At 68.2% G+C, this 25856-nt stretch carries 22 protein-coding genes; 14 read left to right on the top strand and 8 right to left on the bottom strand.

The annotated features are described in order from the left end of the window. Positions 1–123: 123 nt before the first annotated feature. A complete protein-coding gene (locus ACGFJ2_RS40425; protein ID WP_393477575.1) occupies positions 124–1224 on the top strand; it encodes an anhydro-N-acetylmuramic acid kinase in 1101 nt (366 codons plus the stop codon). A gap of 43 nt (positions 1225–1267) precedes the next feature. Here the strand turns inward: ACGFJ2_RS40425 and ACGFJ2_RS40420 are convergent, their stop codons facing one another. Next, complete coding sequence (locus ACGFJ2_RS40420; protein ID WP_219531308.1) at positions 1268–1918, bottom strand: FHA domain-containing protein; 651 nt, start codon at positions 1916–1918, stop codon at positions 1268–1270. A gap of 181 nt (positions 1919–2099) precedes the next feature. On the opposite strand from ACGFJ2_RS40420, the gene ACGFJ2_RS40415 reads away from it, so the two are divergent. From ACGFJ2_RS40415 to ACGFJ2_RS40405, 3 genes are all read left to right on the top strand, one after another. After that, on the top strand, positions 2100–3221 hold the full coding sequence (locus tag ACGFJ2_RS40415) for a citrate/2-methylcitrate synthase (RefSeq protein ID WP_357948575.1): 1122 nt from the start codon (positions 2100–2102) through the stop codon (positions 3219–3221). A gap of 76 nt (positions 3222–3297) precedes the next feature. Next, complete coding sequence (locus ACGFJ2_RS40410) at positions 3298–3588, top strand: DUF3017 domain-containing protein (RefSeq protein WP_357948578.1); 291 nt, start codon at positions 3298–3300, stop codon at positions 3586–3588. 151 nt (positions 3589–3739) lie between these two features. Further along, positions 3740–4777: a polysaccharide deacetylase family protein gene (locus ACGFJ2_RS40405; protein WP_357948581.1), complete on the top strand. Its 1038-nt coding sequence runs from the start codon at positions 3740–3742 to the stop codon at positions 4775–4777. Here ACGFJ2_RS40405 and ACGFJ2_RS40400 read toward each other — a convergent pair. After that, on the bottom strand, positions 4752–5888 hold the full coding sequence (locus tag ACGFJ2_RS40400) for a saccharopine dehydrogenase family protein (protein WP_393477570.1): 1137 nt from the start codon (positions 5886–5888) through the stop codon (positions 4752–4754). The genes ACGFJ2_RS40405 and ACGFJ2_RS40400 overlap by 26 nt on opposite strands. 203 nt (positions 5889–6091) lie before the next feature. Between ACGFJ2_RS40400 and ACGFJ2_RS40395 the strand changes: the two genes are divergently transcribed. After that, complete coding sequence (locus ACGFJ2_RS40395; protein ID WP_357948587.1) at positions 6092–8029, top strand: protein kinase; 1938 nt, start codon at positions 6092–6094, stop codon at positions 8027–8029. Positions 8030–8083: 54 nt separating this feature from the next. Continuing rightward, the gene (locus tag ACGFJ2_RS40390) at positions 8084–9058 is read left to right on the top strand and encodes a malate dehydrogenase (RefSeq protein ID WP_357948590.1); all 975 of its coding nucleotides are present in this window, start codon (positions 8084–8086) and stop codon (positions 9056–9058) included. A 263-nt stretch (positions 9059–9321) separates the two neighbouring features. Here the strand turns inward: ACGFJ2_RS40390 and galE are convergent, their stop codons facing one another. Then, positions 9322–10269 (bottom strand): UDP-glucose 4-epimerase GalE, encoded by a 948-nt coding sequence (galE, locus tag ACGFJ2_RS40385; protein WP_357948593.1) that lies wholly within the window; start codon positions 10267–10269, stop codon positions 9322–9324. A gap of 86 nt (positions 10270–10355) precedes the next feature. On the opposite strand from galE, the gene ACGFJ2_RS40380 reads away from it, so the two are divergent. The 3 genes from ACGFJ2_RS40380 to ACGFJ2_RS40370 all read left to right on the top strand — a co-directional run bounded on the left by ACGFJ2_RS40380 (position 10356) and on the right by ACGFJ2_RS40370 (position 14065). Beyond that, positions 10356–11669, top strand: coding sequence for a hemolysin family protein (locus ACGFJ2_RS40380; protein WP_357948596.1), 1314 nt, complete (start codon positions 10356–10358; stop codon positions 11667–11669). A 14-nt stretch (positions 11670–11683) separates the two neighbouring features. Further along, on the top strand, positions 11684–12688 hold the full coding sequence (gene trpS / locus ACGFJ2_RS40375; RefSeq protein WP_357948599.1) for a tryptophan--tRNA ligase: 1005 nt from the start codon (positions 11684–11686) through the stop codon (positions 12686–12688). Positions 12689–12793: 105 nt separating this feature from the next. Continuing rightward, positions 12794–14065, top strand: coding sequence for an ATP-binding protein (locus ACGFJ2_RS40370; protein WP_357948603.1), 1272 nt, complete (start codon positions 12794–12796; stop codon positions 14063–14065). A 12-nt stretch (positions 14066–14077) separates the two neighbouring features. Here ACGFJ2_RS40370 and ACGFJ2_RS40365 read toward each other — a convergent pair whose 3' ends face one another. Further along, on the bottom strand, positions 14078–14815 hold the full coding sequence (locus ACGFJ2_RS40365) for an SDR family oxidoreductase (RefSeq protein WP_357948606.1): 738 nt from the start codon (positions 14813–14815) through the stop codon (positions 14078–14080). Between the two features lie 137 nt (positions 14816–14952). After that, on the bottom strand, positions 14953–15459 hold the full coding sequence (locus tag ACGFJ2_RS40360; protein WP_357948609.1) for a MarR family transcriptional regulator: 507 nt from the start codon (positions 15457–15459) through the stop codon (positions 14953–14955). Positions 15460–15519: 60 nt separating this feature from the next. On the opposite strand from ACGFJ2_RS40360, the gene ACGFJ2_RS40355 reads away from it, so the two are divergent. Continuing rightward, positions 15520–16800, top strand: coding sequence for an amidohydrolase family protein (locus ACGFJ2_RS40355; RefSeq protein ID WP_393477564.1), 1281 nt, complete (start codon positions 15520–15522; stop codon positions 16798–16800). A gap of 104 nt (positions 16801–16904) precedes the next feature. Further along, on the top strand, positions 16905–17876 hold the full coding sequence (locus ACGFJ2_RS40350) for a YihY/virulence factor BrkB family protein (RefSeq protein ID WP_393477561.1): 972 nt from the start codon (positions 16905–16907) through the stop codon (positions 17874–17876). A 25-nt stretch (positions 17877–17901) separates the two neighbouring features. On the opposite strand, the gene ACGFJ2_RS40345 is transcribed toward ACGFJ2_RS40350, so the two are convergent. Beyond that, positions 17902–19041, bottom strand: a complete 1140-nt coding sequence (locus ACGFJ2_RS40345) for a D-alanyl-D-alanine carboxypeptidase (protein ID WP_358179646.1) — start codon at positions 19039–19041, stop codon at positions 17902–17904. Between the two features lie 83 nt (positions 19042–19124). On the opposite strand from ACGFJ2_RS40345, the gene ACGFJ2_RS40340 reads away from it, so the two are divergent. Then, positions 19125–19328: an SCO4848 family membrane protein gene (locus ACGFJ2_RS40340; RefSeq protein ID WP_393477558.1), complete on the top strand. Its 204-nt coding sequence runs from the start codon at positions 19125–19127 to the stop codon at positions 19326–19328. Here ACGFJ2_RS40340 and ACGFJ2_RS40335 read toward each other — a convergent pair. Continuing rightward, the gene (locus tag ACGFJ2_RS40335) at positions 19288–20691 is read right to left on the bottom strand and encodes a peptide ligase PGM1-related protein (RefSeq protein WP_357948624.1); all 1404 of its coding nucleotides are present in this window, start codon (positions 20689–20691) and stop codon (positions 19288–19290) included. The genes ACGFJ2_RS40340 and ACGFJ2_RS40335 overlap by 41 nt on opposite strands. Before the next feature lie 500 nt (positions 20692–21191). Here ACGFJ2_RS40335 and ACGFJ2_RS40330 point away from each other — a divergent pair, with 500 nt between their 5' ends. Continuing rightward, positions 21192–22403 carry a M20 family metallopeptidase gene (locus tag ACGFJ2_RS40330; RefSeq protein WP_358179648.1) on the top strand — a complete coding sequence of 404 codons (1212 nt, stop codon included), beginning with the start codon at positions 21192–21194 and terminating at the stop codon, positions 22401–22403. A gap of 168 nt (positions 22404–22571) precedes the next feature. Here the strand turns inward: ACGFJ2_RS40330 and ACGFJ2_RS40325 are convergent, their stop codons facing one another. Further along, entirely contained in the window at positions 22572–24479 is a 1908-nt protein-coding gene (locus ACGFJ2_RS40325) for a Xaa-Pro dipeptidyl-peptidase (RefSeq protein WP_358179650.1), read from the bottom strand. Positions 24480–24769: 290 nt separating this feature from the next. On the opposite strand from ACGFJ2_RS40325, the gene ACGFJ2_RS40320 reads away from it, so the two are divergent. Next, complete coding sequence (locus ACGFJ2_RS40320) at positions 24770–25849, top strand: BMP family ABC transporter substrate-binding protein (protein ID WP_357948633.1); 1080 nt, start codon at positions 24770–24772, stop codon at positions 25847–25849. Positions 25850–25856: the final 7 nt, after the last annotated feature.

The raw sequence follows: 25856 nt of genomic DNA, 5'->3' as shown, positions 1-25856 counted from the left end.
GAGGAGAAGCAGGCGGTTCGTCGTGGCTGGTGTCCTTTGGGGGGAGACCCCTTCCGGGGGAGCGGAAGATGACGGTCCGTCGTGGTTGGAGTCCCTTCGGGGGAAGCAGGCGAACGGAGTGCGATGCGGGTTCTTGGTCTTATCTCGGGCACGTCCCATGACGGGATAGACAGTGCGGTCGTGGACTGGTCGCTGGATGGCGGTGTGCTGACCGGCACGCTGGTCCACACCGGCGAGCGGCCGTACGAGCCCGGCCTGCGAGCCCGTATCGTGGCCGCGCTGCCCCCCAACAAGATCGACCTGGGCGAGGTGTGCGCCCTGGACACGCTCATCGGCCAGGCGTTCGCCGAGGCGGCGGCCGAAGGGCCGGCGGCCGACCTGATCTGCTCCCACGGGCAGACGCTCTTCCACTGGGTGGAGGGCGGCCGGGTGCTCGGCACCCTGCAGCTGGGCCAGCCGGCCTGGATCGCCGAGCGCACCGGGCTGCCCGTGGTCTCGGACGTGCGGGTGCGCGACGTGGCCGCCGGCGGGCAGGGGGCGCCGCTCGTCTCCTACCTCGACCTGCTGCTCATGGCCGGGCTGCCGGGGCGTACCGGGGCGTTGAACCTGGGCGGGATCGCCAACCTGACCGTGCGGGAGCCGGCCATCGCCTACGACACCGGGCCCGCGTGCGCGCTCATCGACGCCGCCGCGCCCCCGTACGACAAGGACGGGGTGCTCGGCGCGGCCGGGACGGTCGACGCGGCGCTGCTGGCGGAGCTGCTCGCCGAGCCGTACTACGCGAAGGAACCGCCGAAATCCACCGGTAAAGAGCTCTTCACACCTGGGTACGTCAAGGCGGACCTTCCGCAGGCCGACCTCGTCGCCACGCTGACCGCACTCACCGCGGAGACCGTGGCGGCCGAGATCCGGCGGCACGGGCTCGACACCGTGATCGTCTCCGGCGGCGGTGTGCGCAATCCCACACTCATGGGCATGCTGCGCGCACGCGTGCCGGACACGCGGCTCGTGACCAGCGACGAGCTCGGCGTGCCCGCCGACGCGAAGGAGGCGATCGCCTTCTCGTTGTTCGGCTGGCTCACCGCGCACGGTCTGCCGTCGACCGTGCCCAGTTGCACGGGCGCCTCAGGGGCGCGCGTTCTGGGCACGGTGACGCCGGGCTCCGGTCCGCTCGCGCTGCCGGAACCCCTCGCCGTGGCGCCGGTCGCGATCCGTTTCCTCTAGTGGGCCGCGCTCAGCGGCCCACCACAGGTAGCGGGGTCTGCACCTATGAAGCCCTGCGTCCGGCCGCCGTCGGTTGCTGTTGCTCGGCCGACGTCCCCGACCGCTGTGGTGGCACCACAGGAGTCGGGCGCACCAGGCCCAGCGCGACGACCTCGTTGGCCAGCCGTGTGCGCCGGTTGGTGCCCTCGGGAATCCGGAACTTCTGGTACAGCCGCAGCAGGTGTTGCTTGACCGCGGCTTCGGTCACGACCAGGTCGTCGGCGATCTCACGTGCAGTCGCCGGGGCGACGAACGCCTCATCCGACAGCGCCGGCCTGCAGAGCGAGGTCAGCACATCGACCTCGCGCCTGGTCAGCTCGGGCGCAGCGGCCCTGCGCAGTTCGACCTCGGGGGTGAAGTCCTCACGGGGGACTCCGCCGATGCGACCGCGCGCCGCGCCGAAGGAGACGACGTCGCCGTCGTCCAGCACCCTCCGGGCGATCGGCCTGCCGTTCACCCGTGTGCCGTTGCGGGACAGGCCCAGATCAACGACGTACAGGTAGGGTCCTCGCCTGACGAACTCGGCATGGAGTCGAGACACACTCGGGTCGGTCAGCCGGATGTCCGCGCCCCGGCCCCTCCCCACCGTCGTGATCTCGGGGCGCAACGGGACCACCTCGCCGGTGTCCTCGATGCGTATGAACGGCCCCTCCACGGCAGTTCCTCCCCAGGTAGCCCGCCGTAACTATTACTACAGCTCCGGCTTACCCAAACGAGGGGATGCGGAATCGCCTTTGCCATAAGGAGAATCCAGCGTGAAATTGGTCTGGACCTTCGCGGACGGTTTTGCCTGCTCACGGGTAGACTTCGGGCGGAGATATGCGGAGGAAACACTCATGGCGGACAAGCCCACGAAAGGCCTGGCCGATGTCGTAGCCGCGTCCACAGCGCTCAGCGACATTGACGGGAAGGCCGGTCGTCTCTTCTATCGTGGATACGACATCCACGATCTGGCCGGCCGCGCGACGTTCGAAGAGACCGCTCACCTGCTGCAGTGCGGCAAGCTTCCCAACCGGGACGAGTTGGACAGGTACGGCGATGAGCTGGTGCGGGGCCGCGAGCTCGGCGCGCTCGTCTCCGCGAACATCCCGGAGATCGCCGAGAAGCAGAAACCGATGGAGGCCCTGCGCTCCCTGGTCTCCCTCTCCGCGGCGGACGATCCGGACAAGGACTCCATCGCCCCCGAAGCGAACCTGCGCAAGGCCGCGCGCCTGACCGCGCAGCAGCCCCTGCTGGTCGCCCGCTACCACGCCGCCCGCAACGGCGCCGAGGTCCCGGAGCCCGATCCGGCGATGAGCATCGCGGCGAACTTCCTCCTGCAGGTGACCGGACGCGTTCCGGCCCAGCGCGAGGTCGAGCTCTTCGACACCTGTCTGGTGCTGCACGCCGACCACACCATGAACGCCTCGACGTTCGCCGCCCGCGTCTGCGCCGCGACCCTGTCGGACATGCACTCGGCCATCGTCGCCGCCATCGGGACGCTCAAGGGCCCCCTGCACGGCGGCGCGAACGAGCAGGTCATGAAGACCCTCGAATCGATCTCGCCCACCGGCGTGGCGCAGGCCGTACGGGAGAAGCTGGCCGCCGGCGAGAAGATCATGGGCTTCGGCCACCGCGTCTACAAGACCGAGGACCCGCGGGCCACGCACCTGCGCAGGATGTCGCAGGAACTCGCCGAATCCACCGGCGACGACACCTATTATCGGATGTCCAAGGAGATGGAGGAGGTCGTCTTCGAGATGAAGGGCCTCTATCCCAATGTCGACTTCTACGCGGCATCGGTCTATCACTATCTGGGCATTCCGACGGACCTGTTCACACCGGTCTTCTCGATCAGCCGCATGGCCGGATGGACGGCGCACGTGATCGAGCAGCATGCCGACAACAGACTGATCCGCCCCGACAGTGAGTACATCGGTGAGCGTGACCAGAAATGGAAGCCGATAGAGGAGCGATGAGCTTGGGCTGGAGAGAGCGAGGCACGATGCCAACGGAGGTCCGCAGCGAATGCGAATGCGGCCGTAAGCAGGCACGTTGAGTCGTTCTGGAGAGAGTTGGGGGCCGTACCCGCTGGTTCTGGCGGGTGCGGTCGTCGGCGTTGCGCTGATTTTCCTCGTGGACCCGCGGTGGGGCGGGTTCGCGTTGGGCGCCGCCGTCATGGTGGCCGCCGCGCTCCGTTTCGCCGGGTACGGCGGGCTCGCCGTACGCAGCAAGAGGACGGACGTCATCACGCTCGGGGTGTTCGGATTCGTGCTCGTCCTTACCTCGCTGATCTTGGCGAACGACGAGCTCAAGGGAATGATCATGTCCCTTTTGGCCCGGTGACCCCACCTCCACCGACCCGGTCGATGCAGGGCCGCCTTCGGGCGGCCCTTCCGTTTCTCTAGAACATCTCTTGGCCCTCACAGAGCGTGACGGAGTTGATCAGATGGGTAAGAGTCCCTGGTAAGAGTCATAGGTGGCCCAGGGGGTTCGGATGCGATTGCGTCTTTTGAGTGGGGTGGGACTGATCGCGGTCACGGCGGTCGTGTGCGGCTGTGGCTCGGAGCCGGTCGCCAAGCCGGTGAACAACGCGGCCAACACGGCGGCCAAACTGAAGCAGGCCAAGGCCGCGCAGCTGGCGCTGGCCGCCAAGGTGAAGGCCAACGAGCTGGGGCAGATCCCGGTGCTGATGTTCCACCGGGTGATCAAGAATCCGGCGACCACCGACGACCGGACTCCCGAGCAGTTCAGGGGAGATCTCGAGCGGCTGGTCAAGGACGGGTACGTGCCGATCACCGCCGCCGAGTACGTCACCGGCAAGATCGACATCCCGGCGGGCAAGCACGCGGTCGTGCTGACCTTCGACGACTCCTCGCCCTCACAGCTCACGCTGGACGAGATGGGCAACCTGGCGCCCGACACCGCCATCGGCATCCTGCGTGACGTGGCGGCGAAGAATCCCGGCTTCCGGCCGGTGGCCACGATGTACATCACGCGCGACATGTTCGGCAAGACCGTGCGCGACGAGCAGGCTCAGATGCTGCTCTGGCTCAAGGACAACGGGTTCGACCTCGGCAACCACACCCGCGACCACATCAACCTGCGGGGCCGGTCGCAGAAGGAGGTCGAGGAGCAGATCGCGACCGTCCAGACGATGATCAGCTCCCTGGCCTTCGTCAAGCCGGTGACCATCGCCCTGCCGTACGGCAACCAGCCGCACAACAAGAAGTGGGCCATGCACGGCAAGCTCGGCGACGTCACCTATGACCACAAGGGTGTCTTCCTGGCCGGTTACACGCCCGCGCCCGCGCCGTTCAGCAAGTCCTTCGACCCGCTGGGCATCCCGCGCATCAGGGCGATGGACAAGAAGGGCGACTGCAAGCAGTTCTGCTCGGTGGCCTGGCTCGACTGGCTGAAGAACAACCCGGACATGCGTTACACCTCAGACGGTGACCCGTTGACCGTGGCCTTCCCGAAGTTCAAGAACCCGTTCCTGCGGACGTCCTTCACCTCGCGGGCTCTCGCGTACTGAACGTGATGCCGGCCCGGCACAGGCGCTCGATCAGCGGGCGGCCCATCGCGGAGGCGGTGGTGACTTGTCCCGCGATCTCGGGCACGTCGTCGAAGGCCAGGCAGAGTGCCGCCTCGCTGAGCATCTTGGCCGTCTCGTCGTAACCGGGGTCGCCGCCCGCGACCTCGGTGACGACCCGCCGGCCGCCGCCCTCGCCGAGGAGGGTGACCTTGAACCAGTTGCGGGCCCGCTGTTCGGGGGTGGGCCCGTCGCCGGGCTTGACGCGGCTCGCCATCCAGTCGCGTACCGGGGGGATCTGCGCGAGCGCCGCCATCGTGCCCGCTCCCGCCGCCACCGCGAGGGCGGCGGGCAGGGTCTTGACGGCGTAGTACTGGCGGTAGGTGAAGTCGGGGCCGTAGCGGTCGAGCAGGCGGGCCGAACGGCCGACGATCAGCGGGTCCAGGCTCGGCATCGGCAGCGCCCAACCGCCGACATAGCGCAGGCCACCGGGCAGTGAGCTGACCCGGCGACCGGGCGGCAGCGGCTCGGCCGCGCGTCGCCGGGCTGCCGCCTCCAGGAGTTGCAGCGGGCGGGAGACGATCGTCATCCCGGAGGCCAGCGTGCCCCCCGACGCCCGCATCTCGCTCCTGAGGAACCCGCTGACCTTGAGCGGCACGTGCTCCGGCAGCTGGTCGACCGTGAAGAGCACGCCCAGGTCGTAGGGGATGGAGTCGAAGCCGCAGGCGTGCACCAGCTTGGCGCCCGTCGTGGTGGCCCGCCGGTGATGGCGGACGTACATCCGGTCCACGAATTCGGCCTCGCCGGTCAGGTCCAGATAGTGAGTGCCCGCCTCGGCGCAGGCGGCCACGAGCGGCTCGCCGTACCGGAGGTAGGGGCCGACGGTCGTGACGACGACGCGGGTCGAGCGGGCGATCGCGGCCAGCGAGGCGGGGTCGGTGGCGTCGGCGATCAGGATCGGGACGTCGAGGCCGAGTCGTTCCAGCTTGGCCCGGTCGCGGCCGGCCAGTGCCCAGCGCACCTCGGGGCCGGCCGTTTTGGCGAGGTAGGCCGCGGTGAGCGCGCCGGTGAAGCCGCTCGCGCCGAACAGCACGATGTCGTACGCACGGGCCATAATCCCGAGCCTCCTCGGTGCTTCTCGTAGTTTCGCCCTATTCTGGGGTAATTCGGCGTTTCTCCTCACCCTGGTGATGGCGGGTGGCCATACTGCTCCTGGCGACAAACCGTGACGTCACGAACGGTTAACGGTTCCCTGAGAGCTTACTGAGCGTCGTAAAGTTTGCGTCGTTGGGCTTTGTTTGAACGTGGGGAAGATGAATGCCGCAGATCTCGCCGCTGGTCGCCGGCGACCCCGGCCAGCTGGGGTCGTTCCGGCTGGTCGGCCGGGTTGGGGAAGGCGGCCAGGGCATCGTCTACCTGGGCGTCACCGATGAGGGTGAGCAGGCTGCGATCAAGCTGCTGCATGTCAAGTTCAGCGGGGACACGATCGCCAGGTCGCGGTTCGCCAGGGAGCTGAAGGCCGCGCAGCGGGTGGCGTCGTTCTGCACAGCCCGGGTGATCGAGGCCGATCTCGACGGCGACACGCCGTACATCGCCAGCGAGTACATCGACGGGCGCGCCCTCAGGGACATCGTCGAAGACGACGGCCCACTGCGGGGGACGGCGCTCGACCGGCTGGCGATCGGGACGGCGACCGCGCTGACCGCGATCCACCACGCCTCGATCGTGCACCGCGACTTCAAGCCCGACAACGTGCTGATCGCCGCCGACGGGCCGCGCGTGGTCGACTTCGGCATCGCCAGGATCATCGACTCGAGCGGCACCATCACCAGCCGGGCCATCGGTACGCCCGCCTACATGGCCCCCGAGCAGATCGCCGGGGACGATGTCGGGCCTTATACCGATGTGTTCGCCTGGGGGGCGACGATCGCGTTCGCGGCCACCGGGGAGACCGTGTTCGAGGGCAACTCGATCGCGGTGGTGCTCAACCGGATCCTCAACCACGAGGTCGACGTGTCCATGCTGCCCGAGCCGCTGCGCGGCGTGGTGCGGTCGGCGCTGTCGAAGTCGCCCGACGAGCGGCCCTCGGCCGACCAGATTTTGCTGCGGCTGCTCGGCCAGCCCGAGACGGTCGGGGCCTCCACGGCCGTGCTGACCCGGGGCGTGCAGGTTGCCAGCGACGACACCACCCCGTTCATCAGGGTGTCGTCCGGGACGCTCGGCACGGGCTCGCCGTCCAAGGCGCAGCTCATGCATCCGCCGGAGCAGTCCTCCGTGACCGGCGGCGAGCCGATCCCGTGGGCGACCGGCTCCACGCCGCCACCGCCCCGAATCCTGGACGAGCGGCCGACCGTGGCCACCCCGGACCCCGGCCCGCCCGCCCCGCGCGGCCGCCGCGCGGGGTGGGTCGCGCTGACTGTGGCGATCCTGCTGATCGCCGCCGCCTCGATCGTGGCCGTGCAGAACAACTGGTTTCAGCTCGCGCTCGGCGAGGAGCCCTCGCCCCATCCCGCCCCGCCGGACTCCTTCGCCTCGGTGGCCGACAAGGTGGCGCAGACGAAGAAGATCGTGATCGGCGTGAAGGGCGACCTGCCCGGCGTCTCCCTGGAACGTGGCGGCGGCTTCGAGGGCTTCGACATCGAGCTGGCCAAGCTCGTCGCGGAGCAGCTCGGCGCCAAGCAGACCCAGTTCGTCAAGATTCCCAAGTTCGAGAGGGAGAAGGCGCTGGAGGGCGGCACCGTGGACCTGGTGATCGCCACCTACTCCATCGACAAGAGCGGCGTCGAGTTCGCCGGCCCGTACTATGTGGCCCACCACGACCTCCTGGTCCGCGACGGCGACTCGATCGAGTCGATCGACGACCTGGAGGGCAAGAAGATCTGCGCCCCCGACAGTCCGTCCGTCCGCAATGTCCAGGCCCGCGTGAAGGTGGAGCTCGTCACGGCGACCGACTACGCGCGGTGCATGGACCTACTCAAGAGCGGCGAGGTCGACGCGGTGCCGGGCGAGGACCTCATCCTGGCCGGCTTCGCCAGCCGCGAGAACCAGCGCTTCAAGATCCTCGGCGCCAAGCTCAACGACGAGCGCTACGCCATCGGGATCAAGCACGGAGACGCGAAGACCTGCAAGGCGGCCAACGGGATCATCGCCTCGCTCTACCGCAAGGGCGTCGTCAAGAGCCTGCTGGCTCGGCATTTCGCCAACGTGGACTTCACTCCCGAGCAGGAAACACCCTCGATGGTCTCCTGCGGATGACGAACGGGTAGCATCCGAAAGTCAATGATTCATCCTGCGAGTTAGGGGAAGGCCATGGCCACGCCCGTCAAGGTGACCGTCACCGGAGCCGCCGGTCAGATCGGCTACGCACTGCTGTTCCGCATCGCGTCGGGGCAGCTGCTCGGCCCGAACGTCCCGGTCAAGCTCAGTCTGCTGGAGATCCCGCAGGCGGTGAAGGCAGCCGAGGGCACCGCCATGGAGCTCGACGACTGCGCCTTCCCGCTGCTGTCCGGCATCGAGATCACCGACGACCCGAACGTCGCGTTCGCGGGCGCCAACGTCGCCCTGCTCGTCGGCGCCATGCCGCGCAAGGCCGGCATGGAGCGCGGTGACCTGCTCGGCGCCAACGGCGGCATCTTCGGCCCGCAGGGCAAGGCGATCAACGACCACGCGGCCGACGACATCAAGGTCCTGGTCGTCGGCAACCCGGCCAACACCAACGCGCTCATCGCCCAGCAGAACGCGCCCGACGTACCGGCCGACCGCTTCACCGCGATGACCCGCCTCGACCACAACCGCGCGCTGTCCCAGCTCGCCGCGAAGCTTCAGGTCCCGGTCACCGAGATCAAGAACATGACCATCTGGGGCAACCACTCCGCCACCCAATACCCGGACCTCTACCACGCCGAGGTCGGCGGCAAGATCGCGGCCGAGCAGGTGGAGTCGGAGTGGCTGCGCGACACCTTCATCCCGACGGTGGCCAAGCGCGGCGCCGCCATCATCGAGGCCCGTGGCGCCTCGTCCGCCGCCTCCGCGGCCAACGCCGCGATCGACCACGTCTACGACTGGGTCAACGGCACCGACTGGACCTCGGCCGCCGTCGTCTCTGACGGGTCCTACGGCGTGCCCGAGGGCCTCATCTCGTCGTTCCCGGTGCGGGCGGCGGGGGGCCGGTTCGAGATCATCCAGGGTCTGGAGATCGACACCTTCTCCCGCGAGCGCATCGACGCCAGCGTCCGCGAGCTGACCGAGGAGCGCGACGCGGTGGCCTCGCTCGGCCTGATCTGATTCGTCCCCGACAAGGCGCGCGTCCGTTTCTGGGTGCGCGTCTTTTTGGTTATATGTACGATTTGCGGCCTATTTCCCTTTTGTTCGCCTACGGGCACATGGTGATTTCCGCGGGAGGATTCGGCGGGGAGGTGGCGAACAACACCCCCGCCGCCGCCGCGAGGCTACCCAGCACGACGAGGACGCCGAAGACTATCTTCGTGACCCTTGGTGAAAAGCTCCTCACATTTCGATATCACAGCACATATCGGGACTTCCTATACCTATTTCCCGGAAAGCGCTCCCCAAGCGTCAGAGACGATGTCCCGCAGGGAGGGGCGCTCGGCCTTCCAGCCCAGCTCGCGCCGGATCTTCTCGGACGAGGCGACCAGCACGGCCGGGTCGCCCGCCCGGCGCGACCCGAGAACGGCGGGGATGTCGTGGCCGGTGACCTCGCGGCAGACCGAGATCACCTCCTGGACGGAGAAGCCGGCGCCGCTGCCCAGGTTGAAGATCTTGTGCTCCCCGGGAGTGAGCGCCTCCAGGGCCAGCAGGTGGGCGACCGCCAGATCGGCCACATGGACGTAGTCGCGCACGCACGTGCCGTCGGCGGTCGGGTAGTCGGTGCCGAACACGCTGACCGACTCACGCTCGCCGGTGGCCACCTTGAGGATGTTCGGGATGAGATGGGTCTCAATGGTGTGCCGCTCGCGGAAGCGGCCGTACGCGCCGGCCACGTTGAAGTAGCGCAGGCTCACCGCCCCGAGCCCGTGCAGCCCCGCGTAGGCGGTCAGGGCGGTGTCGACGGCCAGCTTCGAGGCGCCGTACGGATTGGTGGGCCGTGTCGGGTCGCTCTCCAGGATGGGGGAGCGCTCGGGCTCGCCGTACGTGGCCGCGGTCGAGGAGAACACGATCCCGCGCACGCCCCGCACTCGCATCGCGTCGAGCAGCGCCAGCGTGCCGCCGAGGTTGTGCGACCAGTAGAGGCCGGGCTTCTCGACCGACTCGCCGACCAGTGACTTGGCCGCGAAGTGCAGCACCGCCTCCACGCCCGCCAGCGCGTCGTGGGCCTCGGTGATGGACCCGTGGACGAACCGCGCCCCCTCGGGCACGGCGTCCTCGTGGCCGGTCGACAGGTCGTCGAGCACGGTCACCTCGTGCCCCGCCTCGACGAGCTGCGCCGCGACGACGCTGCCCACGTATCCGGCGCCCCCGGTGACCAGCAATCTCATGTTTGCTCCTGTGGTTATATGTTTAATTTTGTCGGGCTGGGTGTTCAGCATACGCGGGAAACGTGCCGAGTACGCTGCCAACCACCATGTTTGACACCCTCGCGGCCAATATCGCGCTGGTCCTTCTGTTCATCCTCGTCGGCGGCTTCTTCGCCGCCGCCGAGATGGCGATGGTCTCCCTGCGGGAGAGCCAGGTGCGCAAGCTCGCTCAGAAGGGGCGCCGCGGCGAGCGGGTCGCCAAGCTCGCCCAGGACCCCAACCGCTTCCTGTCCGCCGTGCAGATCGGGGTGACCGTCGCCACCATGCTGTCGGCCGCGTTCGGCGCCGACCGGCTCGGCATGCAGTTCGTGCCCGTGCTCGAACGCTGGAACGTGCCCCACGCCGTCGCTCCCGTACTCGCGCTGGTGCTGGTGACGCTGGCCATCTCGTACGTCTCTCTCGTGCTCGGCGAGCTGGCGCCCAAACGCCTGGCCCTGCAGCGGGCCGAAGGGCTCTCGCTGGTCGTGGCGCCCTTCCTCGATCGCGTCGCCATGCTGTCACGCCCGATCATCTGGGCGCTGTCGAAGTCGACCGACGGCGTGGTCAAGCTGCTCGGCGGCAACCCGCAGGCCGACCGGGAGGAGGTCACCACCGAGGAACTGCGCGACATGGTCGTCGGGCACACCGACCTGACCGCCGACGAGCGCAAGCTGATCGCGGAGGTGTTCGCCGCCGGCAAGCGCCAGCTCCGCGAGGTCATGCTGCCCCGTACCGAGGTGGAGTTCATGGAGGCCGACACCACACTGGCGGAGGCGGCGGTGCTGGCCTCGGGGCTGCCGCACTCGCGCTTCCCCGTCTACCGCGAGTCGTACGACGAGGTCATCGGGTTCGTGCACGTCAGGGACCTGCTCGACCCGGTGCTCACCGGGCGGATCGAGCCGATCAGCGAGTTGGTGCCGATCCGGCCGGTCAAGTTCGTACCGGCCTCCAAACGCCTGCTGACCACGCTCTCGGAGATGCGCGACGAGGGCCACCACCTGGCCATCGTGGTCGACGAGTACGGCGGGACGGCCGGCATCGTCACCCTGGAGGACCTGGTCGAAGAGCTCATCGGCGACATCAGGGACGAGTACGACGTCGAAGGCGACACCGTGGTCCTCCCGGCGGGCGAGATGGAGATCGACGGCCTGACGAATCTCAACGACTTCGCCGCCCAGACCGGCATCCGGCTGGCCGACGGGCCGTACGAGACGCTGGGCGGGTTCGTGATGTCCATGCTCGGCCACGTGGCCGCCGTCGGGGAGATGGTGGAGGTGCCCGGGTTCGAGCTGACCGTCATCGAGCTCGACGGACGCCGTATCGCCAGGGTGAGGGTGAAGCGCCGTCCGGCGGTCGAGTCGCCGCCCGAGCTGGATTCCTGACACAATTGGCTGCTATGGCCAGACCTCGTGTCCTCTCCGGCATCCAGCCCACCGCAGACTCCTTCCACCTGGGCAACTACCTGGGTGCGGTCCGCCAATGGGTGACGCTGCAGGAGACTCATGACGCCTTCTACTGCGTCGTCGACCTCCACGCGATCACGGTGCCGACCGAGCCCGCCGCGCTGCGCCGCCGCACCCGCGTGGCCGCCGCGCAGCTGTTCGCCGCCGGGCTCGATCCCGAGCGCTCGACCGTGTTCGTCCAGTCGCACGTGCGCGAGCACAGCGAGCTGGCCTGGATCCTCATCTGCCTGACGGGCATGGGCGAGGCGGCCAGGATGACGCAGTTCAAGGACAAGTCAGCCAAGTTCGGGGAGAACGCGGCCAGCGTCGGGCTCTTCACCTACCCGGTGCTCCAGGCCGCCGACATCCTGCTTTACCAGGCCAACAGCGTGCCGGTCGGCGCCGACCAGAAGCAGCACCTGGAGCTCACCCGCGACCTCGGCCAGCGCTTCAACCACCGCTTCGGCGACACCTTCACCCTCCCTGAGCCGTACATCCTCAAGGAGGTCGAGAAGATCACCGACCTCCAGGACCCGACGGCCAAGATGTCCAAGTCCTCCTCCAGCCCGGCCGGCATCCTCGACGTCCTGGAGCAGCCGGGGCCGCTGCGCAAGAAGGTCATGCGCGCGGTCACGGACACCGGCTCGGAGGTCCTGTTCGACGAGGACGGCAAGCCCGGGATCTCCAACCTGCTCCGCATCCTGTCCGCGCTCACGGCCACGCCGATCCCCGACCTGGTCGCGCGTTACGAGGGGCAGGGCTACGGGACGTTCAAGAAGGACGTGGCGGAGGCCGTCGTGGAGACGTTCACGCCCATCCGGGAGCGCACGGAGAAGCTGCTGGCCGACGAGGCAGAGCTGGACCGGCTGCTGGCCATCGGCGCCGAACGAGCCGGCGCGGTGGCCCGCCAGACCATGGCCGAGGTCCGCGACCGGGTCGGCTTCCTGCCGCGCCTCTGACATACCCCGGAGCCAGGGTGTGGCTTCGGCAGATCTAAAGGGAAAGAGTCGGCAGATTTAAAGGCAGACCTTCGGCAGATCTAAAGGCTGGGCTACAGTGCCCGCATGAGGGAAGCGGTCGACTACCTGCCCCGGCGTGCGGCTTCTCTGGTGTATGACGCACTTGAGGACACCCGTGTCGTCGTCGTCAATGGTGCTCGCCAGGTCGGTAAGAGCACCCTTGCCGAGCGGGTGCTGCGCCATGTCCCCGGCAGCGTCGCCCGCTTCCTGGACGACCCCGTCACCCGTCTGGCGGCGAACAAGGATCCGGTCCGTTTCGTGCGCCATGACGGGTTGATGCTCATAGATGAGGTGCAGCGGGTTCCCGATCTCTGGCTTGCCATCAAGCACGTGGTGGATCGTGACCCGCGCCCTGGACGATTCCTGCTCACCGGATCCGCGCGCCTCCTCGCCCTGCGCAGCCTCCCCGACTCGCTGCCCGGCAGGTCGGAGACCATCGAGCTCTGGCCGCTCTCACAGGGGGAGATCGACGGCCACGAGGACGGCTTCATCGACGCGGCATTCGCGATGGGCGGAGATCTACGCGCCGAATCGATCGGTCTACGCCGGAAGGACTATCTCGCGCTGGCCGCTCGCGGCGGGTACCCAGAGGCGGTCAAGCGGACGACCCCTCGGCGACGTGAGCGGTTTTTCGACGGCTATCTCGCGGACCTGATCGCCCGGGACGTGAAACAGGTCGCCGAAATCGAGCGTGCGTCCGACATGCGGCGGTTGGTCGCCTTGCTGGCGGCTCAGACCGGAGGGCTGCTCAATATGAGTCGGCTCGCGAGCGAGCTGGGTCTGTCGAGCCCGACCGTTCGCAGCTATGTGGAGATTCTGGAGACCATCTTCGTGGTCCGCCTCGTGCCGGGTTGGTCGTCGAACGCGACCACGAGAGCCGTTGCCACGCCTAAGGTGATCTTCGTCGACTCCGGCATGGCTGGATACCTCACCAGCGGAAGCGTCGCCGACGCCACTCATGGCGGACTCCTCGAGAACTTCGTGCTGAGTGAGATAACCAAGCAGCTGACCTGGGCCGGGACATCGGCTCGCCTCTATCACTACCGAGACCGAGACCAGTACGAGGTGGACGGGGTGCTCGAGAACAACGCGGGCAAGATCGTCGCCATCGAGGTCAAGGCGGCGGAGACCGTTCGCGGCGACGACTTTCGCGGACTGCGGCTCCTCAAGCGTCGCTTGGGTGATCGCATGCTGGCGGGGTTCGTTCTCTACTGCGGGCCTGAGTCGTTGAGCTTCGGTGACGGGCTCTCCTGCCTCCCGGTCTCCGCTCTTTGGACGACGTGTTCTCCGGCGCGGGCGCCTGCCGGCGATCACTAGTCAAGACAGGGATCACCAGGGGACGACGCCGCCATCTTCGCTGAGGAAGGCGCCGGTCGTGGGCATGGTGGTGGCCTGGCGGGCGATGTGGGTGCCGCCCTCGTCCGCGGTCAGGACGCCGCGGTGGCCGTTGAGGTCGGTGGCGCAGAAGCCCGGTGAGACCGCGTTGACCTTGATCGGAGTGTCGCGCAGCTCGTTCGCGTAGATCAGGGTGATCGCGTTCAGAGCCGCCTTGGAGGAGTTGTAGCCGAGCAGGCGGCCATAGTCTCTGAACGGTGAGTCGGGGTCGGTCAGGAACGCGATCGTGCCCAGCCCGCTCGACACGTTGGCGATGTGCCCGGCCGCCGACCTGCGCAGCAGCGGGAGCATCGCGTTGGTCACCGCGACGACCCCGAACACGTTGGTCTCGTAGACCTCGCGCAGCTCCGCCACCGGCAGTTCGCTCGGCCGGTAAGGGCGGTCGCGGCTGATCGCGGCGTTGTTGATGAGGATGTCGAGGCGGCCGAACTCCGTGTCGATGTACGCCGCGGCGGCCTCGACCGTGGCGAGGTCGGTGACGTCCAGCCGGACGTACCGGACGTCCAGCCCTTCGCCGGCCAGGTTCGCCTCGGCCTTCCGTCCTCTCTCCTCGTCGCGGGCGCCGAGGAGCACCACGTGCCCCTGCCGGCCGAGTTGCCGCGCGGTCGCGTAGCCGATGCCCTTGTTGGCTCCGGTGATGAGGACGATCTTCCGTTCCGTCGAGTACGTCATGGCCTCAGGCTCACGGAGGGCGCCCGAGATCGGCAGAGCACCGCTGAGGCTGGGATCGGCGATCCCAGGCGTGGGCCGGCGATCCCGGGTGCGGGCGGGAGCTCCCAGGCGTGCGCCAGGTACGCGGACGCGGGTGATCAGCGGAAGCGGCGGCGGCCCACGGCCAGGAGGACCTCCCGGAGGGCGTCCGCCGCCTTCCGTACCGTTTCCTCCGGGACGCCCGCCATCACCTCTTCGTGGGCCTTCCCCGAGACCTCCAGGGCGGTGTTGGCCAGGCGCAGGCCCTCGGGGGTGAGCTGAACCCAGCGGCTGCGCGCGTCGCCCTCGTTCGCCGCCCGCTCCACGTAGCCCGATGCCGTGAGGCGCTGCAGGACGTTGCTCGTGCCGCCCGAGGTGAGGTAGAGGCCCTTGGACAGTTCGCTGGGCTTGAGCTGGTGCGGGGGGCCGGTGCGGGCCAGGGCGGCGAGGACGTCGAACTCGGCATAGGTCAGGCCCAGGTCCGCCAGTTCGGCCTTGATCGCCGTCTCGAAGAGCATGTTGAGGCGGGACATGCGCTTGCTCAGTTCGAGGTCGGCGATGAGCGATGACGACAGGCCGGAGTTCTGCCAGCGGGGGACCATCGCGTCGACGTCATCGTGCTTCATGGGTCGAGGATACTTGGCGATGTATTGCTTTCTGAAAAGCTTCTTATTAAGCTTTTCAGCATGGCAATTACTTTGATCAAGAACGGGATCGTCGTCGACACCGAGCCGGAGCCTGTCGTGCTCGGGCGGGTGGACGTGCGGGTCGAGGGCGGCCGGATCGCCGAGGTGGGGCCGGACCTGCCCGAGGTGCCGGGGGCGGACGTCGTCGACGCGACCGGGATGATCGTGCTGCCGGGGTTCGTCGACAGCCACCGGCACACCTGGCAGGCCGGGATCAGGGCGATCGCGCCGGACATCACGTTCGGCGGCTATCTGCAGCGCATCCTGGGCGAGCTGGCTCCCGGCTATAGGCCCGAGGACGTCTACGCGGGCAACCTGGCCGGCGCGCTGGAGTGCCTGGACGCCGGGATCACCACGCTGCTCGACTGGTCGCACGTGCAGTTCACGCCCGAGCACACCGACTCGGCCGTACGGGCGCTGCGCGAGTCGGGCATCAGGGCGATCTTCGGCTACTGCCACGGCGGGCCGCGGGAGAACCTGCACAAGGAGGGGCACCGGGTCCATGACGAGCACTTCGGCACGGCGGGTCTGGTGACCATGGCGATCGCCGCGCTCGGGCCGGAGATCGTCAGTGAGGACGACGCGCTGGCCGAGTGGCGGCTGGCCCGCGAGCTCGACCTGCCCGTCACCGCGCATCTCGGCGGCCACGGCAGGGAGAGCTCCACCAAGGGGCTCGCGTTCCTGAAGGCCAACGGGCTGCTGGCGCCGCGCACGACGTACGTGCACGCCAACCACTACAGCGACGACCAGCTCAAGCTCATCGCCGACAGCGGCGGCGGCGTGTCCGTGTCGCCGATCGACGAGATGACCCTCGGCATCGGCTACCCGATCAGTGGGCGGGCGCGGGCCGCCGGGATCCCTACCTCGCTCAGCATCGACAGCGTGACGTGTGCGCCTGGTGACATGTTCAGCCTGATGCGGACCGCGTTCACGCTGGAGCGGGGCCGCCCGGACGGGCAAGGGATGGGGTTCCGCGCCCGTGACGCGCTGCGGATGGCCACCATCGAAGGCGCCGAGGTGGTCGGGCTCGGTGACACCGTCGGCTCGCTGCGGGTCGGCAAGCAGGCCGACCTAGTACTGCTGCGTACCGGCACGCTGGGCATGGCGGCCGCGCACGACCCGATCGGGGCGGTGGTGCTCAACGCCGACACCAGCGCCGTCGACACCGTCCTGGTCGGCGGACGGGTGGTCAAGCGGGGCGGCAGGCTGCTGCACCACGACGTCACGGAGGTGCTCGCCAGGCTCGCGGAGTCCGCCCGCGCCGTCGTCACAAGCGCGTAACTCCTGAGTGCCGGGCTCCGTGGTAGAAGAGCGGTAGCCAGGGCAGGTGCATGGCGACGGCGGGGCACCTCGGAAGGCGGCGCGCGGCGGTGTTGGCGAAGGTGATGGCACGCGTCGAGTCGGCCAAGGCCCGGAGTGGCCGCGTCATCGAGTCCTGGCGGGTGCGCCGCCTCTGGATCGACCACCTGATGAGGACCGTGCAGCGCTACCAGCTGCGGTTCGGCGATCGGTTGGCCGGTGCGGTGACCTACTTCGCGTTCCTGTCGTTCTTCCCGCTGGTCGCGCTCGCGTACGCGCTGTTCGGCTACGTCCTGTCGTACGACCAGAACGCCATCAGCACGCTCGAGTCGGCGATCAAGGACCAGCTGCCGGGACTCGCCGACCAGATCGACCTCCAGGCCATCGCCCAGGCCAGGGCGACCGCCGGGATCATCGGCCTGGCCGGTCTGCTCTACGCGGGGCTGGGCGCCGTGGACGCGCTGCGCGGGGCGCTGTGGGAGATGTCGATGACCACGGCCCCGCCGCCGAACTTCTTCGTCGCCAAGCTGCGCGACCTGATCTCCCTGATCCTGCTCGGCGTGACCATGATCGTGTCGGTGCTGGTCGGCGGGGCCGCCACGCAGGCGACGACCGGGATGGCGGAGACTCTCGGGCTGGGCAGCGCGCCGGTGACCACCGGCACGCTCTGGCTGGTGGGACTGCTGGCCAGCGCGGCCGCCGACTGGGTGCTGTTCCTGATCCTGCTGGGCTGGGTGGGCCGCGCCACCCAGCCCTTCCGGGTGCTGGCCAGGGGGGCGCTGCTCGGCGCCATCGGGTTCGGGCTGCTCAAGCAGGTCGCGTCGCTGCTGCTGGGGCAGACGCTGAGCAACCCGATCTACGGCGCGTTCGCCGTCATGGTGGGGCTGCTGGTCTGGATCAACTTCTCCGCCAGGTTCGTCCTGTACGTCGCCGCCTGGACCGCCACGGCCGGGCTCTGCCCGCCGCCCGCACCCTCGCCCATCCCGTCGAACACGCCCATGCCGTCGAACACGCCCATGCCGTCGACCTCGCCCATCCCCTCGAACGAGGTCACCTGACCCCCTCGAATGGGGTCCCCCGGCCTCAGCGTCGTGAGCTGCGCCGTCGGCGGATGCCGTAACCCAGCCAGGTCAGGCCGAACAGCAGCCCGCCCCCGATCACGATCGAACCCACCGTACGGCTGGTGTCGGTCTGCTTCGACGCGGCCGAGTCGAGCAGCGGCGCCGTCACCGGTGGCGCGGTGACGACCGGTGAGGTGGTCACCTGCTGCGCGGGCAGTTCGACCGGCAGCGGGTCGACAAGCCGGCCGACCGCCGTGACCTTGCCCCGGGCGGCGAAGCCCCAGTCGAGCAGGCTCGCCACCTCCTCCCAGAAGTACCCCTCGTGCCGCATGATGGTCACGATGATCGTGTGGCCGCCACGTGTCGCGGCGCCGACGAAGCTGGCCTGGGCCTTGGACGTCCAGCCGTTCTTGACGCCGATCATGCCCTGGTAGCGCCACAGCAGCTTGTTGTGGTTGCTGATCTCGTAGTAGTTCTTGGGCGCCGGAAACTTGGCAACCTTTGTACTGATATATCGCCGGAAGTCGGGGTTGCCGAGGCCGGCCCGTGCGATGAGTGCCAGGTCGTACGCCGAGCTGCTCTGTCCCGGCTTGTCCAGCCCGCTGGGCGTCTTGGCCACCGTGTCGTTCGCCTGCAGGCGCTTGGCCTCGGCGTTCATGTCACGCATGGTCTTGGGCAGGCTGCCGTTCGTCTCGGCCAGGGCCATCGCCGCGTCGTTGCCCGACGACATCAGCAACGCCTTGAACAGGTCGTCGACCTTGTAGAGCGGCTTGGTCGTCAGGCCGACGGCGGTGCCCTCCTGGTCGACCGCGTTCCGGCTGGGCTTGACCTTGAGGTTCTTGTCCAGCTTGGGGATGAGCGTGAGCGCGGTGAGCGTCTTGAGCGTGCTGGCCGGCAGGTAGCGCCCGTGCGGGTCCTTGGCCGCGAGCACGTCGCCGGTCTCCAGGTCGGCGATGACGTACGAGGTGGCCTTGGACTTCGGCGGTGCCTTGATGCCGGCGGGCCTCACCAAACCGTGACTGCCCAGCAGATCCCCGCCGACGGGCTTCGGCGTCGGGGTAGTCGGGGTAGGAGTCGGCGTGGCCTGGGCGGTCCCCGTGAGCGCGACCGTCGCGAGGAGTGCCGTGAGGAGTGCCGAGACGGGCACCGGTTTCATCAGCATGGCGGTCTCAGCGTAGCTTCGTGTCATTGCACATGTGCCGACACATCCCCTGATGATCGGCACCTGATACTAGAGAAGTGGTCATGTCGCGAAAGATCGCCGGATTCCTCATCGTGCTCGGCGTGTTCATGGTGTTCGAGTGGATCAACCTCGGGTTTAACCTGGCAGACGGCCATCCCACGAGCTTCTACGTGGTGCACGGCATCCTGATCGCGGTCAACCTCATACTCGCGATCGTATTGGCCCTCATCGGCTGGAAGGGGCTCCGCAAAGCGCGCGGCGAGTGAGCCGGTGCAGCTCGTCGGCCTCCTCGCGGGAGTCGCCGATCGTGGTGAAGCCGAGCTTGCCGTGTTCGGGGAGCGCCCCGAGCAGGTGGAAGACGTTTCCCGTACGACGGGTGTGATCGAAGCCGAGCCCGAGCGCCTCGACCATCCGCACGACCTGGCCGGGGGAGCGGCCGCGCAGGCAGCCGGCCGCGCAGTTGTCGGTCGCGGTGTAGTACTTGGGCTGGTCACCGGCCATGAGCAGCCCGGTCCCCGGATCGTAGGAGGCGCCGGTGGTCAGCACCGCGGCGCCGAAGGGGTGTGTGGTGCCGCCGATCCGCAGGTTGACCTCGCACAGCAGCGCCGCGTATCCGGCGTCGGTCTCCAGCGCGAAGAAGTCCATGCCGAACAGTCCCACCACGCCCCGCTCCGCCATGACGCGGGCGATCCGCTCGGCCGACGCGCCCACCTCGGCCCGGTACTCCGGCGCCGCGGGGAACGTACAGCCCTGGTAGACGTCCTGGTTGGCGCCGCCGAGCACCTGGTCGTGGGTGGCCACGACGCTGTACCGGCCGCCGGGCGTGATGCGGGCCAGCGCGCTGGGATAGTGCAGCGGGCGGTGTTCGATGAACTCCTCCACGACCGCGCCGCGTTCGCGGATCTTCGCGGTGAAGCTCTTCCAGGTCTCGCCGTACGCGGAGAAGCTCGTCCCCGGCAGATCGCCCTTGGGCACGATGGCGTTGCCGAGCCCCGAGTAGCCGTCGTTCAGCTTGACCATCACCCGCTGGCCCGGCAGCGCCTCGATCGCGTCCTCGATCTCGGCCAGGGAGTGCAGATCTCCGAACCCGCGGGCCATCGGCACGCCGGCCTCCTGGCCGATCTCGCGGGAGCCGCTCTTGGAGCCGTAATAGGCGAGCGACGTGGCCGGGCCGTACACGGGAATGCCCAGCAGCGCGGCGAACTCCTCCTCCAGCTCGCTCAGCACGAACGGCACCATCCACGCGTCGCCGTCGATCGCCGCACGTACCTGCTCGACCATCTCGGGTCGCGAGAGCAGGGTCCTGGTCAGCGGCTGCGAGTGCGGGTCGTCGAGTGTGATCAGCCGCAGCCGTTTGGCGGCGTCATCCGGATCAGGCAGGAAGCCGAAATAGTAGGCGATGATGTCCGGATCGATGGGCGCGGAGGAGAGGTAGATCACTTTGACGCCGGGCTCGCGGAGCGTGAGGAGGAGGAAGAGCAGGCGCTCCTCGTAACATCTGGCTCCGGTGATGCGGCGCAGCTCGTCCTGCGGAAGAGAGAGCGAGGGTACGACCACCAGGGTCCCCTCGCTCGGCTCGAAGATGCTCAACCCGGCATACTTCTCCCCGAACGGGATTTTAGTGATCATATTGCGAGTGAAACACGCATTTTACGCGAAAGCATCCATCGTCGGAGTGTCATGACCATGACGGGAGGTGACAGGATTCGAAAGCGCAGACCACGTTTGGAAGTCGTGTCCACGGGTCACCATCTAATGATCCCTTGTGACTATTTTCCGGGCCATCTGCGCCCTCACTCAGTGTGACGACCTGCGGTTACGGGCATGCAGCCGCCTGGCTTTCGGGGTTTCTGTCGGCGCGAAGCCACACGCAAGAGATAAAGTTGGAACATCGCCTTCGGGTTCATGGCCGACCGCCGTGTTTCCGCAGTGGGTTGTCCTCAGGAGGGGATCACAACCCCGTGCTGACGATCTCTGGCACCGAAACCTGTGGGTGCGGCATTTTCGCCGGACGGCTGCTCTGACCGGACAGTCGGCCGCAGCGAGGCCAAAGGACGATTTACGGCGCTATAAGCCGTGTGACTTCGGGCAGTTGACGATCACATGGCAATTGGACGGGACGGTGACTCATGCGGGGACGTGAGCTTCGGGGGGAACTCGACGCGTTCCTGACGGAGACCGATCAGGAGTTGGTGGCTTTCCGCCGCGACTTGCACATGCATCCTGAGCTGGCCTTCGCTGAATATCGCACGACTCAGCGCATCGCCGAGCGGCTCACCGCCGCCGGTCTGGTGCCGTCGGTGCTGCCACGCGGCACCGGCCTGATCTGCGACGTGGGCAGCGGAGACGGCCCCACGGTCGCGCTGCGCGCCGACATCGACGCGCTGCCGCTGCACGACGAGAAAGACGTGCCCTACCGCTCGACCGTCCCGGGCGCCTGCCACGCGTGCGGCCACGACGTGCACACCACGATCCTGCTCGGCACCTCGATCTTCCTCGCCCAGCAGGCCGCCGCGGGCCTGCTGCCCGGCCGGGTCCGCCTGATCTTCCAGCCCGCCGAGGAACTGCCCGGCGGCGCGCTCGAGGTCATGGCGCACGGCGGCATCAGCGGCGTGGAGCGCATTTTCGGCCTCCACTGCGACCCGCGCGTCGACCTCGGTCACGTCGGGCTCAAGCCCGGCCCGATCACCTCCGCCTGCGACAAGCTGGCCATCAAGGTGTCGGGTCCGGGCGGCCACACGGCCCGCCCGCACCTCACCGCCGACCTGGTCTTCGCCCTCGCCAAGATCCTCACCGAACTGCCCGCCGCGCTCTCGCGCCGGGTGGACCCGCGCTCCTCGCTCAGCCTGGTCTGGGGCAAGGTCCAGGCCGGTTCCGCGGCCAACGCGATCCCCGACGACGGCGTGGCCGAGGGGACCGTGCGCTGCCTCGACGAGAACGCCTGGCACGCGGCCCCCGACCTGATCAAGTCGCTGCTGGAGTCGGTCGCCGGCGCTTACGGGATCGACGCGACGATGGAATACACGCGCGGTGTGCCGCCCGTGGTCAACGACGAGATGAGCGTCGACATGCTGGCCGAGGCGGTCGAGCGGGCGCTGGGGCCGGGCGCGGTGGTGCCCACGCAGCAGTCGCTCGGCGGCGAGGACTTCGCCTGGTACCTCGAGTCGATCCCGGGAGCGCTGGCCCGGCTGGGCACGCGCTCGCCGGGCGGCGTGACGTACGACATCCACCAGGGGACCTTCGACATCGACGAGGCGGCGATCGGCATGGGCGTCCGCCTCATGGCCGCGACCGCCCTGACCGCGCTCTGGGAACCCGTCGTCGATTCCGTTCTCGCCTGAGTCTTACGGTCGGCACGGGCCCGCCCCACCGTACGTGCTTGATTTTCCTTTACGGCAAGCATGGGCCAGCCCCACCCTTCTGGGCGGGGCTGGCCTCTGTCCAGGGGAACGCTCCTCCGGTTTACGGGGTTGAGCGCCGTGACGTGCGTATTCTTGGCCCCGGCCGCCCTATGGCCGGACCACCGGCAGGATCAAGGATGACTTGGCCGGGTTGACAGTGAATTTCGAGCCCTCCGGGTAGCGGAGCGTGTAGTCCCTGTCCGTTGACGTGATGATCAGGCCGATCTTGTGGCCCTGGTCGAACCGGTAGTCCTTTGGCTGGAAGTCCCAGGTGAAGGTGTACTCCTGGGACGGTTTGACGGTCTCTGTTCGTGCCGGGTCGTGGCGGTTCCTGATGTCCAGCCAGCCTCTTGAGACGATCTTGTAGGGCGTTGTTGCCGTGCCCAGCCTGCGCAGCGTCGTGCAGCCCGTGTCGCCCGGGACGCCTTGGCCGTAGCAGAGGGTTTCGCCTGTCGCGACCAGGGTTCCGTCCGCTCTGGTGCCCGTGCCGTAGTCGACCAGCAGGGCCGTCAAATACGGCGAGGAGCCGCTGTCGCGGGCGGCTCGGAGCGAGATCGTCGGTGTGCCGGAGATCCGGACGGCGGCCGGCAGTTCCGGCGTCAGGTAGGCCAGGCGGTTGGGATCCGCGGCCGGGGCCGCCTCCACCAACTGTTCGGCGGTGCGGGTCTTCTGGTCGACGAAGGACTCGCGGGCCGTGTACTGCGGGAAGACGTTCAGCTTCGAGCCGGAGCCGAGGTGCAGGGCCACTGGCTTGGTGGCCGGAAGTGGCCACGATGCGTGAGTGCCCCACTCGCCGGGGGCGATTTCGACGTCCGCCTGCGGCTCACGCATGATGCCGCTGTCGATGCCGTACAGCCAGTAGTCGAACCAGCCGTGCAACTGCCGCAGCCATTCGACGGTGCGCAGGTTGAAGGGGTTCATGTGGGTGCCCTGGTGCAGCCAGATCTTGCGCGGCACGTGGCGCTTGGACAGGGCGTACCACCACTGGGCGAACTGTTTGGTCTTGACGTTCCAGTCGTTGAGGCCGTGCACGACGAAGACGCTGGCCTTCACCTTGTCGACGTCGTTGAGGTAGTTGCGGGCGTTCCAGAAGCGGCTGTAGTCGCCGCTCACCCGGTCCTGCGTCGCCGTCAGGTAGTCCATGACGGGCCCGCAGACCTTCTGCCCGTCGGCGCGGGTGAGCACGTACTTGGCCAGCACGTCCGCGTCCTCGCCCTGGAAGCCGCCCGCCGCCAGCACGCCGCCGTTGGCCCGGTAGTAGTCGTACCAGGAGGAGATCGCGGCGATGGGCACAATCGTCTTCAGCCCCTTGACGCCCGTCGAGGCGACCGCGTTGGGCAGCGTGCCGTTGTAGGAGACGCCGATCATGCCCACGTTCCCGGTCGACCAGGTGGCCGAGACGGGCGCGCCCTCCGGGGTGAACCCTTTCGCGCGGCCGTTCAGCCAGTCGATCGCGGCCTTCGGGCCGGCCGTCTCGTTGCGGTCTCCGGTGGTGGGGCAGCCGGTGGCGCGGCCGCTGCCCAGGTTCTCCACCAGCGCGATCGCGTAGCCGCGGGGCAGGAAGTAGTTGTCGTAGTAGCCGTCGAACGGCTCGGCCGCCAGCTTGTTCGCGTACGAGCGCAGGGTCGGCAGCGGGTTGCCGTTCTCGTCCACGTCCACCACGTGGTTCGGCACGTCGTTGCCGCCCGCGTAGTAGGGGCTGGCCTCCATGATGACCGGGACCTTCAGCCCCTCGTCGGTCTCCTTCGGGCGCAGGATGTCCACGGCGACGCGGTCCGGCAGGCCGTCGCTGTCGCTGTCGGTCCCCGCGACCTCGACGTACACCGTCTGCTTGACGGCGTCGGCGCGGGAGAAGACGGGCTGGGTGGCGTTGTTCTCGATCTTGATAGCGTTCTCGATCTTGATCGCCGGGGCCGCAGCCGGGGCGGTCGGTGTATCCGCTGTGGCGGGCGCCGCGCCCATGGCCGCGATGAGGATCGCGGCCATGGGCATGATCATGGCCTTCCAAGGATGCATGTAGGGCTCCAGGATGAAAATCCACCGTTGATCAGGAATCTCTGCCATGATCGACCTGACGGCAAGGGCCCCCCGGTGTCCAAAGTTGGGTAAAGCTTCCCGAGCCGGTCCTCGGACCGCATCCGCAGATTCAGGTCACGGACACGAGTGATGTCGATAACGGAGCGGTTGCGACCCTGTGTGCCGGTTTTGTCCGCCCTGGTCAACCAACTATCTTCCGTGCAGGGTTGCCGTACATTTCTTCGCGCCTGCGACGAAGTTTGACGGCGGGGAAATGGAAAGGAGTCGCCTTGCTCAGCAAGCGATTCGGCAGGATGGCGGCCGGTTCGATAGCGGGTGCCATGCTGATGGCGGCCGCGGCCTGTGGCGGCAGCGGCGGCACGGGAAGCGACGCCACGTCCAGCGCGGCGCCGACCTCCGGAGCCAGCAGTGAGGCGCCGAAGGCCGGCGCGCTCAAGGTCGGCCTCGCTTTCGACGTCGGCGGCCGTGGCGACAAGTCCTTCAATGACGCCGCCTACGCGGGCCTGGAGAAGGCCAAGACGGAGCTCAAGGCCGACATCAAGGAGCTGAGCCCCGCGGCCGACGGCTCCAACCGCGGCGAGCTGCTCCGCCAGCTGGCCGACGCGGGCTACAACCCGATCATCGGCGTCGGCTTCGCCTACGGCGACGACATCAAGAAGACGGCCGAGGAATACCCGGAGATCCAGTTCGCGGTCGTCGACTCCGCCTCGAACGCGGCCAACGTCACCGGCCTGCTGTTCGCCGAGGAGCAGGGCTCCTACCTGGCGGGCGTCGCCGCGGCGACCAAGGCCAAGAGCGGCCACGTCGGCTTCGTCGGCGGTGTCGAGAACGACCTGATCAAGAAGTTCCAGGCGGGCTTCGAGGCCGGTGTGAAGTCGGTCAAGAAGGACGCCAAGATCGACGTCAAGTACCTCAGCCCCGACGGTGACTTCAGCGGCTTCAAGGCCCCCGACAAGGGCAAGGTCGCGGCCGAGAAGATGTACCAGGACGGCGCGGAGATCGTCTACCACGCCGCCGGCGACTCGGGCCTGGGCGTGTTCCAGGCGGCGGCCGCGGCCAAGAAGAAGGCCATCGGCGTCGACTCCGACCAGCGCCAGACGGTCAAGGAGGCCAACCTGCAGTCGGTCATCATGACCTCGATGCTCAAGCGCGTGGACGTCGGCGTGTTCGAGTTCGTCAAGGCGTTCCAGGGTGGCGCCAAGGGTGGCAGCAACACCATCTACGACCTCAAGGTCGACGGCGTGGGCCTGGCCACCACCGGTGGCGAGATCGACGACATCAAGGACAAGCTGGACGCCGCCAAGCAGGACATCATCGACGGCAAAATCACGGTTCCGTCCAAGCCGTAATTGAGGT

The organism is Nonomuraea sp. NPDC049028 (assembly GCF_043197735.1).
Classification (GTDB): Bacteria; Actinomycetota; Actinomycetes; order Streptosporangiales; family Streptosporangiaceae; genus Nonomuraea.
This window is presented reverse-complemented; position numbering and strand designations above follow the sequence as displayed.

Coding starts and splice junctions, on each gene's coding strand:
- ACGFJ2_RS40425 (WP_393477575.1), top strand. CDS start 124: ATGCGGGTTCTTGGTCTTATCTCGGGCACGTCCCATGACGGGATAGAC.
- ACGFJ2_RS40415 (WP_357948575.1), top strand. CDS start 2,100: ATGGCGGACAAGCCCACGAAAGGCCTGGCCGATGTCGTAGCCGCGTCC.
- ACGFJ2_RS40405 (WP_357948581.1), top strand. CDS start 3,740: ATGCGATTGCGTCTTTTGAGTGGGGTGGGACTGATCGCGGTCACGGCG.
- ACGFJ2_RS40400 (WP_393477570.1), bottom strand. CDS start 5,888: ATGGCCCGTGCGTACGACATCGTGCTGTTCGGCGCGAGCGGCTTCACC.
- ACGFJ2_RS40395 (WP_357948587.1), top strand. CDS start 6,092: ATGCCGCAGATCTCGCCGCTGGTCGCCGGCGACCCCGGCCAGCTGGGG.
- ACGFJ2_RS40390 (WP_357948590.1), top strand. CDS start 8,084: ATGGCCACGCCCGTCAAGGTGACCGTCACCGGAGCCGCCGGTCAGATC.
- galE (WP_357948593.1), bottom strand. CDS start 10,269: ATGAGATTGCTGGTCACCGGGGGCGCCGGATACGTGGGCAGCGTCGTC.
- ACGFJ2_RS40380 (WP_357948596.1), top strand. CDS start 10,356: ATGTTTGACACCCTCGCGGCCAATATCGCGCTGGTCCTTCTGTTCATC.
- trpS (WP_357948599.1), top strand. CDS start 11,684: ATGGCCAGACCTCGTGTCCTCTCCGGCATCCAGCCCACCGCAGACTCC.
- ACGFJ2_RS40370 (WP_357948603.1), top strand. CDS start 12,794: ATGAGGGAAGCGGTCGACTACCTGCCCCGGCGTGCGGCTTCTCTGGTG.
- ACGFJ2_RS40365 (WP_357948606.1), bottom strand. CDS start 14,815: ATGACGTACTCGACGGAACGGAAGATCGTCCTCATCACCGGAGCCAAC.
- ACGFJ2_RS40360 (WP_357948609.1), bottom strand. CDS start 15,459: ATGAAGCACGATGACGTCGACGCGATGGTCCCCCGCTGGCAGAACTCC.
- ACGFJ2_RS40355 (WP_393477564.1), top strand. CDS start 15,520: ATGGCAATTACTTTGATCAAGAACGGGATCGTCGTCGACACCGAGCCG.
- ACGFJ2_RS40350 (WP_393477561.1), top strand. CDS start 16,905: ATGGCACGCGTCGAGTCGGCCAAGGCCCGGAGTGGCCGCGTCATCGAG.
- ACGFJ2_RS40345 (WP_358179646.1), bottom strand. CDS start 19,041: ATGCTGATGAAACCGGTGCCCGTCTCGGCACTCCTCACGGCACTCCTC.
- ACGFJ2_RS40340 (WP_393477558.1), top strand. CDS start 19,125: ATGTCGCGAAAGATCGCCGGATTCCTCATCGTGCTCGGCGTGTTCATG.
- ACGFJ2_RS40335 (WP_357948624.1), bottom strand. CDS start 20,691: ATGATCACTAAAATCCCGTTCGGGGAGAAGTATGCCGGGTTGAGCATC.
- ACGFJ2_RS40330 (WP_358179648.1), top strand. CDS start 21,192: ATGCGGGGACGTGAGCTTCGGGGGGAACTCGACGCGTTCCTGACGGAG.
- ACGFJ2_RS40325 (WP_358179650.1), bottom strand. CDS start 24,479: ATGCATCCTTGGAAGGCCATGATCATGCCCATGGCCGCGATCCTCATC.